The 11,123-nt window shown below is 41.0% G+C and carries 10 protein-coding genes; 2 read left to right on the forward strand and 8 right to left on the reverse strand.

Annotation, left to right across the window (positions count from 1 at the left end; translation table 11 throughout):
• Positions 1-9 precede the first annotated feature (9 nt).
• From MKY17_RS22025 to MKY17_RS22035, 3 genes are all read right to left on the reverse strand, one after another.
• A complete protein-coding gene (locus tag MKY17_RS22025; RefSeq protein ID WP_158226085.1) occupies positions 10-276 on the reverse strand; it encodes a YokU family protein in 267 nt (88 codons plus the stop codon).
• 2 nt (positions 277-278) lie between these two features.
• A complete protein-coding gene (ablA, locus tag MKY17_RS22030; protein ID WP_098372627.1) occupies positions 279-1,715 on the reverse strand; it encodes a lysine 2,3-aminomutase in 1,437 nt (478 codons plus the stop codon).
• A 260-nt stretch (positions 1,716-1,975) separates the two neighbouring features.
• Positions 1,976-3,457 (reverse strand): sigma 54-interacting transcriptional regulator, encoded by a 1,482-nt coding sequence (locus MKY17_RS22035; RefSeq protein WP_339200678.1) that lies wholly within the window; start codon positions 3,455-3,457, stop codon positions 1,976-1,978.
• Positions 3,458-3,619: 162 nt separating this feature from the next.
• Between MKY17_RS22035 and MKY17_RS22040 the strand changes: the two genes are divergently transcribed.
• Entirely contained in the window at positions 3,620-4,141 is a 522-nt protein-coding gene (locus MKY17_RS22040) for a GNAT family N-acetyltransferase (protein WP_339200679.1), read from the forward strand.
• 226 nt (positions 4,142-4,367) lie between these two features.
• Here the strand turns inward: MKY17_RS22040 and MKY17_RS22045 are convergent, their stop codons facing one another.
• The gene (locus tag MKY17_RS22045; RefSeq protein ID WP_339200680.1) at positions 4,368-5,357 is read right to left on the reverse strand and encodes a LacI family DNA-binding transcriptional regulator; all 990 of its coding nucleotides are present in this window, start codon (positions 5,355-5,357) and stop codon (positions 4,368-4,370) included.
• A gap of 154 nt (positions 5,358-5,511) precedes the next feature.
• Here MKY17_RS22045 and MKY17_RS22050 point away from each other — a divergent pair, with 154 nt between their 5' ends.
• Positions 5,512-6,360 (forward strand): HAD-IIB family hydrolase, encoded by an 849-nt coding sequence (locus tag MKY17_RS22050; RefSeq protein WP_339200681.1) that lies wholly within the window; start codon positions 5,512-5,514, stop codon positions 6,358-6,360.
• A gap of 83 nt (positions 6,361-6,443) precedes the next feature.
• Here MKY17_RS22050 and MKY17_RS22055 read toward each other — a convergent pair whose 3' ends face one another.
• The 4 genes from MKY17_RS22055 to MKY17_RS22070 form a co-directional block, all read right to left on the reverse strand.
• Positions 6,444-7,361 carry a peptidoglycan-binding protein gene (locus MKY17_RS22055; RefSeq protein ID WP_098372474.1) on the reverse strand — a complete coding sequence of 306 codons (918 nt, stop codon included), beginning with the start codon at positions 7,359-7,361 and terminating at the stop codon, positions 6,444-6,446.
• A 660-nt stretch (positions 7,362-8,021) separates the two neighbouring features.
• Entirely contained in the window at positions 8,022-8,675 is a 654-nt protein-coding gene (locus MKY17_RS22060) for a 3-oxoacid CoA-transferase subunit B (protein WP_098372476.1), read from the reverse strand.
• Between the two features lie 11 nt (positions 8,676-8,686).
• Entirely contained in the window at positions 8,687-9,382 is a 696-nt protein-coding gene (locus MKY17_RS22065; RefSeq protein WP_098372477.1) for a CoA transferase subunit A, read from the reverse strand.
• Between the two features lie 32 nt (positions 9,383-9,414).
• Positions 9,415-10,800, reverse strand: a complete 1,386-nt coding sequence (locus MKY17_RS22070; protein WP_098372478.1) for a GntP family permease — start codon at positions 10,798-10,800, stop codon at positions 9,415-9,417.
• Positions 10,801-11,123 lie beyond the last annotated feature (323 nt).

An 11,123-nucleotide genomic window follows, 5' to 3' on the forward strand; every position in this document is an offset into this window, starting at 1 on the left:
CCCGGCATTCTATTTCCAATTGAATAATTTTTTGATAGGTGCCTGAAGAAGCTGATCATACGTGAACTCATCAGGATATTCACTCACATCATATATAGATAAGGCTTCATCCACCTTTTGATTCATCGAATCAGACACATAGATTCCACACTCAGGACAGTTCACGGCTGGAACTTGAAGGACTTTTATAGAGCGTTTCCCGTCAGGCATGATCCAGTAACAATCCTTCTTTTCACTTTCTTCCACGTTCGGGGTGTTGCACCACAAGCAATCCATCTTCATTCCTCCTTGCCTTCAGATTTAACAGAGCCACTAGCGGCCATGGCGTTCTTTTTTTCTTGGGCTAACCTTAATTTTTCCTTCATTTCATCCCGTTTATCACGGCGATCCTTCAAGGAAGCATGTTCCTCAGTGATTTCATATGCTTTTCTCTTGTCAAGACGACGAAGGCCTTCTGGCACCAAGTTGAATTTCTCGTCCGTCATCAGAGCTGAAATCCCGACGGCTTCTTTCCTATCCGCAGTACCATACACTTCATCAAAGTAAGCATCTGCACTGCCGGCAACATAATTCTTCGGCTCCGGATAGCTTGTGATAACTCCTTCAAAGTTCCGTAAAACGACTTTATCCGGACTTTGCGAAAGAAGGTAATTCGGAGTCAAGGCAATCTTTCCGCCTCCGCCAGGAGCATCCACCACAAAGGTAGGCACTGCATATCCTGATGTATGGCCGCGCAGCGCTTCAATGATTTCAAGTCCTTTTGAAACCGGCGCCCGGAAATGGCCAATCCCTTCAGATAGATCACATTGATAAATGTAATAAGGTCTTACCCTTGCTTTTACACAGTCATGCATAAGCTTTTTCATGATATGTACACTATCGTTGATTCCAGCTAGGATGACTGCCTGATTACCAAGCGGTACGCCTGCCATCGACAGCATATCACATGCTTTTTTCGCTTCATCCGTCAGTTCAAGTGAATGATTGAAATGTGTATTCAACCAAACCGGATGATACTTTTTCAGAATATTACATAAATTTTCCGTAATCCTCTGCGGGAAAACGACCGGTGCACGTGTTCCGATCCGAATGATTTCCACATGCGGGATGGCACGTAAGTTACTCAATACGTATTCAAGGATCTTATCATTGATCAGCAGGCCGTCTCCGCCAGAGATCAGCACGTCCCTCACTTCCGGAGTGTTCCGGATATATTCAATCGCCCCGTCAAGCTGCTTCTTGGGAACACCCATGCCAACCTGACCTGAGAAACGGCGTCGAGTACAATATCTGCAGTACATGGAGCATTGGTTCGTTACAAGGAATAGAACGCGATCCGGATATCGATGCGTCAATCCTGGAACAGGGGAATCCTCATCCTCATGCAGCGGATCCTCCAAATCATATCTAGTCTTGTTCATTTCTGCCGAAAGCGGTACCGACTGTAAACGAATCGGACAGCGAGGATCATCGGGATTCATCAAAGAAGCATAATAAGGCGTAATGTTCAACGGAATCGTTTGAGTCGAAATCCGGACTCCTTCTTCTTCTTCAGGTGTCAGGTTGACGACCTTTTTCAAATCATCCAGTGTTTTAATCGTATTGGTCAATTGCCAGAGCCAGTCATTCCACTGCTCTTCCGTTACATCCTTCCACAATTCGATATCATTATAATGCCTGCGTCCACCTAGGTATTCTTTATGTTTTACATCCATTCCCATCAAATTCATTTAAAATGCCCCCTTTATTGTAAGAACTTATATATATACTCTCGCAAGAATGATGCCAACATGAATAACAAGGAAAACGTAGGCAAAAGGGGGCAAACCGAGCTTAAAGTCGCAAGAAATTTTTCATTACGCATAATTTTTTGCAGCCAGATTCTTTGCGCCAAGTAAAAAATCAAAAAAGAGGGTCTCTTTACACAAGAGCCCTCTTCGTTACAACATGATCAAGAAAGTGAAAAAACCTGCATTCACTTTGATTCCTTCGATCCTGCCGTATAAACTTTTTCAATGCCGTACTTGTTTAACTTATATTGCAGTCCCTGTCTTTTAATATTGAGGGCTTCTGCCGTTTTGCTGATATTTCCGTTATATTTCTCGAACATATTGATGATCATTTCCCTTTCCATTTCTTCAAGAACGACAGGTAAATCAATCTTGTTTTTCAATGGGGAAGGATGGCTCTGCGCATTTGCTGCAGCATAATTTCCTGAAGGGAAAAGATAAGCAGGAAGATGATGTTCATCAATCATATCTTCCCCTGCGTCCATGACGTTAAAGGTCAACTCGATGGCATGTCCCAGTTCACGAATGTTTCCTGGCCATTGATATTGAAGAAGCCGCTGCATCGCCTTTTGACTGATCCCGCGCACTTCGGTAAAAAATGATTTGTTGAACTTTTGAATAAAGTGATTGACGATTTCCGGAATATCCGTTTTACGCTCCAAAAGAGAAGGCATTTGGATCGTCACGACATTCAGGCGGAAAAATAAATCCGAGCGAATGATTCCCCGCTCCAACGCCTCTTCTGGAGATATGTTCATCGCAGCAATGATCTTCACATTAACCTTCTGCTCCTTCGAACCTCCAACACGGCGCACCTCACCTTCCTGAAGCACTCGCAGTAATTTTGCCTGCAGACCGAGGTCGAGGCTATTCAGCTCATCAAGGAAAAGAGTTCCGCCATTTGCCTGTTCAAAAATGCCCATGCGATCCATAGCTCCGGTAAAAGCCCCTTTCGTCGTGCCGAACAGCAGCCCCTCCATCAATTCCTTTGGAACAGCTGCACAGTTCTGCGCGATGAAAGGCTGATTTCGCTGAGCACTTACATTATGTATACTTTGCGCAACCAGTTCTTTCCCTGTCCCGGTAGGTCCATAAATCATGACTGGGGAATGGGTACGGGCCGCTTTTTTCGCCAATGAAATCGCTTGCTGAAAAGCAGGGCTTTTACCAATCAAATCACTAAAATGATAGGTCGCCGTCCCTTCAGAGAACTTACTTTTCTTATGGGTCTCGGCCAGCTGGGAACGCAAATCGACAATTTGGTCGTACATATTCATGACCTTCGTAATATCCTTTGCGATTTCCACTGCCCCTATAATTTCACCATCCTCATACAAAGGATACGTACTATTGATCGACGTTATTTTTTTCTCCTTTAAATTGACATATGTTTGAATGGACTCAATCGTTTCATTGCCTTTTTCCAATGCTACATTCAGCGTACTGGATTCATCAGTCAATGAAGGATAAAGCTGAAAAATATTTTCCCCCAGCACATGTTCACGATCAAGCCCGTCGATATGTGCCATCATTTCATTGTAAAATACCGTGTCCCCATCTTTATTCACAATATGGACACCCACATTGATTACATTCAATATCCATTCAAATTGAGTGGAAAACTGATTTACTGAAGATTTCATTTCTTCATCTCCGTTCTCTGTCATCTGATAGAATCACCTGTAAATTATAGCATTTAATGGGAAACATTCATCTCTTTATTCTTATTAAAATCAAACTTCAATACAAAGGTAATAGAATAATAAGTTCAAAAAAAGGAATCTCGCATTATGCCAAGAAGATTATATTAGAAAATATAAAATTTAGGGGTGAGTCGGATTTCAGAACGAAGCAAAGAAACTAAAATAGAAATTAAACCGTGGGAAGATAAAGACCTTGAATTGCTTTTTCAACTAAATGCCCCAGAAATGATGGAACATCTTGGCGGACCAGAAAATAATGAACAAATCCTGAAACGCCATCAACGGTACCTACAGATTGGAGAAAAGGGGTGCATGTTTAGCATAAACACGTTTCCAGAGACAGAGGCAGCCGGTTCCGTTGGCTACTGGCAAAAAGTCTGGAACGATGAAAATGTGTACGAAATCGGTTGGAGCGTCCTCCCTTCCTTTCAAGGAAAAGGAATCGCATCTCATGCCGTGAAGGCAATGATAGAGAAAATCAAAGCCGAACGAAAATACAAATACATTCACGCATTCCCTTCGATCAATAATTCTGCATCAAACGCAATTTGCCGCAAGCTTAAATTCAACTTCATCTCCGAATGTGAATTCGAATACCCGCCAGGAAGCTTTATGCGATGCAATGATTGGTGCTTGGAACTTGAATGAATTCTTTAGATGAATAGCGGATTTGTGAAGGAAGGATTATTCCGGGTTATGTCGAATCATGTTGGGTTTAGGTGAATTATTTCCCGGGAAAGTCGAATTATTCCCATGGCAGGACGGATGGCATCCTATCCGCCATCATTCATATAACTGGAACTCCTGAACTCCGTACCTTTTAAATTACTTTAGCGCTTTTATTCTGTATACAAGTTTTATATCTTAATGAAGGTTAGGTCGATTCTCTTATTTTAAGTTTGGTAGGCAATTTAATAATGTCGCGCTTTAATTCCAAATTATCATTTAAATATTTTATCAATTCTATTACAGTGCGTTGTCCTAGTTCCATAATCGGTATATCGATTGTGGTTATGGTAGGGGTTGTGACTTGGCAAATAGATTGATTATCATAACCAACTATAGCTAGGCATTCCGGTATTTTATAGCCTAATGTAGTTGCCTTTTTAATAATTCCTGCTGCGACCTGGTCATTTCCAGTAAATAAGGCAGTAGGTTTTTCTTTTAATTTTAATATTTCATCACAAATACGGAACCCATCTTCAATATTAAATCCATGTCCAAATATCCAATCTTCATTGTGTAGTAAATGATTATCCGCTAATGCTTTTATAAACCCTTCTTTTCTTTGAATCTGAGCCTGACTATAAGAAGTATCGTAGCAAAAACCTATCTTACTATGGCCTTTTTTTATTAAATGATTAACAGCTTTGTATGTCGCTTCGAATTCATCATAACCAATAATTGGTATAGAGGCGGAATCATGGTATTCATTACACAGTAAAATTGGGCCGTATTTCAAATAAGGCTTTATTACATTCCATTCATTTTCTAACGCTCCTAAAATAACCCCATCTACTTCTCTATTCTTTAATTTTTCCATAACATCCAATTCATTTTTCGACTCATAAAAGGTTTGAAATATAAGAACTTTATAATCATTGTCCAATGCTGCTAGAGATACTCCTTTAACCAATTGGGCAAAGAATGGATGATCGAAACTTGGGACTGATATTGCAATGGTTTTGGTTTTATTTGTCCTAAAATTCCGGGCAAGTGAACTTGGTGCATAATCAAGCTCTTCAATCAGCTTTAAGATTTTTTCCCTTTTTTCTTTTGATACATATGGATGATTATTCAAGACTCTAGATACCGTTGTTTTAGAGACATTACATATCTTGGCTATCTCACTAATTTTCGTCATTTAATCCCATCCTTGTAATAAGTGGTTGACATGTTATCGATTTCAGAAGTTATTATTAAACCGTTCTCATATATCACATATTAACAAAATTTTTCCGAGCCGTATTTTTAAAAAGTTATTGAAGCGGATATTTTTAGCTAATGGAGGGATTGTTATGTTATTGAATAAAAAGGGCGGGTTTCAGTTATTGCCAAATGTTGAAGACCCAAAATACATTGTATTCTGTGATTTTGATGAAACCTATTATCCTCACTCCATGAGTCACGAGAAACAGAAAGATTTATATGAACTTGAAAATTACTTAGAGGCAAAAAGTAATAATGAAGAACTTGTCTTTGGCTGGGTCACTGGGAGTAGTATCGAATCAATATTACATAAAATGGAACAAGGTAGGTTCAGATTTTTCCCACATTTTATTGCCAGTGACTTAGGTACCGAAATCACCTATTTCTCAGAAAATAATTTTTTGGAAAATGATCCAGATTGGCATTCACAGATTATTATCGAAGAATTTAATAAAAGGAAAGTCGATGAAATTTATAATGTTCTACATAACGGCAATATACCATTGATTCCTCAGACTCAAATGGGAAGTTCACGCTATAAAAGAAATTATTATTATCAAATACAACATGAATCCGTCGACAAGAAGAACTTAGCCACCATCCAGAGGGTGGCCAAAGAGTACGGGATAGGGGTAAATATCAATCGTTGCAATCCCCTTGCCGGCGATCCCGAAGATAGTTATGATATAGACTTCATTCCATTAGGTACTGGAAAAAATGAGATTGTACGTTTTATGCTAGACAAATTCGGGCTGAGTCGTGAGCATGCCTTTGCATTCGGGGATAGCGGTAATGATCTGCTCATGTTAAAAAGTGTTAAACATGGTTACCTGGTAGGGAATGCAACTCAAGAAGCGAAGGAAGCTCATACTAAAATAGCGACAGGTACGTACTCTAAAGGAATATTAAGAACTTTGCAATCCATCATTACTATTTGAGAGGAAGTATAAGTAATGAGGAAAAGGTAGTTGGTGCGCTCTTGCCACAGCTATTCTTTCTGCTAACGGTATGGTTTTTCCTATCAAGCAAGCAATTCATTCCATGTTTCTTGACCTGCAAGCTTATCAGCAGAAACCTTACATGCCTTTTGGTATTTGAATAATGCCGTCTCGGTATTTTTTCCGAATTCTCCATCAAGAGGCCCAGGGTTATATCCTTTCATATAGAGCGCTGCTTGCAGGATCCATGTGATATTGCAGCTAGCGCCTTTTTTTATGGTGACGGCTGCAGTCTTGGTTTTAGGTCCCCATTTTCCATCGACAACTAGCTTTTTATTGTATTGCTTATTCAGCTCCGTTTGTAAACCTTTTATAAGGGCCGATCGAGTTTTGGGACCATAAAACCCATCACCCTCAATATTCGTTTTATATCGGCTATTTAACGTTTTTTGTATCGAAATTATATGACTATCTCCTTTGCTGGTTTTCGGCATTTCCATTTTTTCTAGTTTGAAGGTAAGGTGCGGTTCTTTTCCTGCTTGTAACTGTGTAAAAGATAACCCGCCTGTCATCTCCAAGTGGGGATAATCCTTGAATGAACTCCAATCCCCGCCCCATTTAAAGCCTAAATCCTTACCTATGGCAGCCACGCGCTGCCACTTTGAATTAACTGTCCATATCACCCTCTTGCCATCATCACTCACAATGAAGAAATCAATGGCCAGTCCATAATTATGAAAAGATTGTCCTGGTTTAGCGTTCGTCACAATAGGTTTAGCAAGATTGCTATAGTTTTTTCCATTGTAGCTGTAAACTCGTCCTTGACCATAAAGGGCGGCTTGTTCTTCCAAAGAGCGATAACCTGCACTTATCTGTACAGTGATCCCTTCAGTATAAGCACGTTCCACCATTTCCAATGCTGATGCCTTCACAACAGGATTCATCCCTTTGCCCATCTTTTTCACTGATCGATCCAATAACGTTCGTAATGCTACCGTCAATGTAATCCCTCCTTTTAAGTTCCCATCAAGCTTTATATAAGCCTTTTTAATGGAAAAGTAGCAGAGTTGAAAATTTTGTTCTCATTTACGGGGTCTCGGCTAGCCGTTTTTTCGGCAGGAGTGTCGCAAATTTCTTCAATCCAATAAGGGTTACAGTAAAAAATCATGAAGGATAATCTAGTCTTAAACTTGGTTCGGGGTGAGACCATTTCGAACTTCATTTTGACGACAAAAGGATATCTGGATTTTTTAAACAAAGTTGATTGGAATGGAGGGTACGAGACTCCTGCGGGAATACGCGTCCAAGGGAGACCCCGCAGGCGCAAGTGCGCCGAGGAGGCTCCCGGACCGCCCGCGGAAAGCGAGTGCCTGGAGTGGAAATCATTACACATACTCTCTTTCGGAAATCCACTCCCTTTCCGCACACTGCCTGCCAAGCCTCACCAAAGCAAGCATCTCCGGCGTCTCGGCTAGCCATTTTTTCTAGATTTTTTTTTGGATTTATCATCTTTTTCCAATATTGATAACTGAGGTGAAAAAGCTTGTTGTTCCTTCACAATAGAAAGGGAATTTCCCCCCCAAAAAAATAGACTACTTCCGTTCGCCCATTTTGCGAATGAAAGTAGTCTATTAATGAATTATTTTATTAATCTCATTAACTTACGCTCTAATTTCAATAGAGGGGCTTATTTTAAAGTCAGCCTCTGTTTTACTTTTCACTTCATCAAGTGTTACGCCATTTTGCAATTCAATCAATTCCATGCCTGCTTCTGTAAATTGAAAAACAGCCAGTTCGGTAATCAGGCAATGGACGACTTTTTCCCCCGTCAAAGGCAATGTACAGCTCTTTTTCACTTTGGATTCCCCATGCTTGTTCACATGGTCCATTATGACAACAATTCGTTTTGCGCCTTGGACGAGATCCATCGCCCCTCCCATTCCTTTTACCATCTTCCCTGGAATCATCCAGTTTGCCAAGTCCCCATTCTCGGAAACTTCCATCCCGCCTAAAATGGCCAGATCGATGTGGCCGCCGCGAATCATCGCGAACGACTCAGCGCTATCAAAAAATGATGCCCCCGATTTTGCCGTTACTGTTTCTTTTCCTGCATTAATCAAATCCGGATCGACTTCATCTTTTTGTGGATAAGGCCCGATTCCCAGTAAGCCATTTTCCGATTGAAGCATGACATTAAAGTCATTTGGAATCATGTTGGCAATCAAGGTCGGCATTCCAATCCCTAAATTCACACACATACCATCTTGGATTTCTTTAACAGCCCGTTCTAAAATTAGTTGTCTAGTCATTCGAATACTCCTCCTTTTTATGCGTTAGCAGTTGTAAGTTTTTCAATTCGTTTTTCATAGTCATTTCCTACAAGCACTTTCTGTACATAAACCCCTGAAGTATGAATTTCATCTGGATCGAGCTCTCCTGTGCCCACGAGCTCCTCCACTTCGACAAGCGTGACTTTCCCTGCTGTGGCAACGACAGGGTTAAAATTCCTTGCCGTTTTCCGATATACAAGATTACCGAAATGATCTGCTTTCCAGGCTTTTACAAAGGCAAAATCTCCGACTATTCCTTTTTCCATAATGTATGTGCGGCCATCAAAATCTTTATGTTCTTTACCTTTTGCGACTTCCGTTCCTACTCCTGTAGCTGTATAAAAGGCAGGAATTCCCGCTCCGCCCGCTCTTAAACGCTCGGCCAGCGTTCCTTGAGGAACTAGCTCGACCTCCAGCTCGCCACTTAAAAATTGCTGTTCAAATAACTTATTTTCCCCTACATAAGAAGCGATCATTTTTTTGATTTGTTTATTTTCAAGCAAAAGACCTAGACCCCAATCGTCGACTCCACAATTGTTGCTGACAATCGTCAAATCCTTTACACCTTTGTTACGCAAAGCAAAGATTAGTTTTTCTGGTATTCCGCTTAATCCGAATCCGCCAACGATAATGGTTGCTCCATCCTCGATTTGTTGAATAGCGCTATCAAAAGATGTTAATATTTTACTCATTTTCCATCATCTCCATTCTTAATACTATTCTATTAAATAAACAGTGAAGTTGCAAAAGCTATGATGAACACGGTCACTGTTTTCAAAACCGTAATCGCAAATATATCCTTGTAAGATTGACGATGTGTCAGTCCAGTAATGGCAAGCAAGGTAATGACGGCACCATTATGAGGCAGCGTATCCATTCCGCCAGATGCCATGGATGCAATTCGATGAAGCATTTCCGGGGTGATTCCGACACTTTGAGCCACCTGCAAATAGTGACTTCCCATTACTTCTAACGCAATCGAAAGTCCACCTGACGCGGATCCGGTAATCCCTGCCAGCACATTGACGGCGATAGCTTCGGATACGAGTGGATTGCCGCTTGCATCGAACACCCAGTTTTGAATGACCGAGAATCCAGGAAGAGTTTTCACCACATTCCCGAAACCAACTTCAGATGCAGTATTGAATATGGCAAGCAATGATCCCATTGCCGCAGCTGTTAATCCACTTGCCAATTTGACCTTGATACGTCCAACATTCAGAAGCATCGCTGCAATAATACCGATTGTCAATGCAACAATCAAAGACCATGATGAAGTGACTGTGCTTACATCGGCAATGTTGAAAGTTTCCTTCAACATAGATGCATCATACCAGTGCTTAACCGAAATGGCACTCCGGCTGAAAGCAAAATTAAACGCTACGACAAGGATGAGCGGTACGATGGACAGCCAAAAGTTAGGCAGGTTTTGCTGTTCTGCACTTTCTGGTTCATTAATATGTCCTTCCCCGTAGCCTTCACCATTTGCCAACGCTTGTTTACGGCGACGCTCTAACCAGAGCATTCCTCCAGTGAATACCATGATCGCGCCAATAATCCCCATTATTGGAGCTGCATAGGTATCAGTTCCGAAATAATTCGTTGGAATGATATTTTGAATCTGAGGTGTTCCAGGAAGGGCATCCATCGTATAAGTGAAAGCGCCTAATGCTATCGTTCCTGGCAATAATCTTTTTGGAATGTCTGCTTCTTTAAAAATTGCCGCTGCAAATGGATAAACGGCGAATGCCACTACAAACAATGAAACCCCGCCGTATGTCAGCGCCGAACACGCCAGCACCACAGCAAGAATGGCCTGCTTTGAGCCTAGTGATTTTACGATGGTCTTGGCAATGGATGCAGCTGCACCGCTCATCTCCATGACTTTTCCAAATACGGCCCCTAATAAAAATATCGGAAAAAACGCTTTTATATAGTTAGCCGCAAACGTCATATATGTCTCTGTATAACTCGGCAGCAAATGTCCACCGGATAGAATGACCGCCAATAAAGTAACAATCGGCGCTATGATAATGACCGGATAGCCCCGGTAGGCTAAAAAGATTAAAAGTCCCAGCGCCACAACAATGGCTAAAATTTGAATCACCAACTCAATTCCCCCTTTTCTCCCCTTGCCCCAAAATAATTTCGGAAGCCCTTAAGTAAAACTATTAATCTCCTAAATTCCATATTTTCAATTATTCCGCTTTTGCCATCCAAGCCTGCCTTCCCCAAGTCAAGCTGAATGATCTTCCTCAGTGGTTTCCAATTATTGAGAACGCTTTCAACAATCTGCTGAATTACGAAATCCCCTTTCATTTTACGTGGAAACACAATATAAAATGACAGATAGGCCATTCACTAAAGTTAATTATGCAATTATTGTGCCAACTTAAGTACAATGAAAAATCACATCTTTTAATGCCTTTTCAA

The sequence above is a fragment of the Peribacillus sp. FSL P2-0133 genome (genome assembly GCF_037975445.1).
GTDB lineage: Bacteria > Bacillota > Bacilli > Bacillales > DSM-1321 > Peribacillus > Peribacillus simplex_E.

Coding starts and splice junctions, on each gene's coding strand:
- ablA (WP_098372627.1), bottom strand. CDS start 1,715: ATGGATGTAAAACATAAAGAATACCTAGGTGGACGCAGGCATTATAAT.
- MKY17_RS22035 (WP_339200678.1), bottom strand. CDS start 3,457: ATGACAGAGAACGGAGATGAAGAAATGAAATCTTCAGTAAATCAGTTT.
- MKY17_RS22045 (WP_339200680.1), bottom strand. CDS start 5,357: ATGACGAAAATTAGTGAGATAGCCAAGATATGTAATGTCTCTAAAACA.
- MKY17_RS22025 (WP_158226085.1), bottom strand. CDS start 276: ATGGATTGCTTGTGGTGCAACACCCCGAACGTGGAAGAAAGTGAAAAG.
- MKY17_RS22050 (WP_339200681.1), top strand. CDS start 5,512: ATGTTATTGAATAAAAAGGGCGGGTTTCAGTTATTGCCAAATGTTGAA.
- MKY17_RS22065 (WP_098372477.1), bottom strand. CDS start 9,382: ATGAGTAAAATATTAACATCTTTTGATAGCGCTATTCAACAAATCGAG.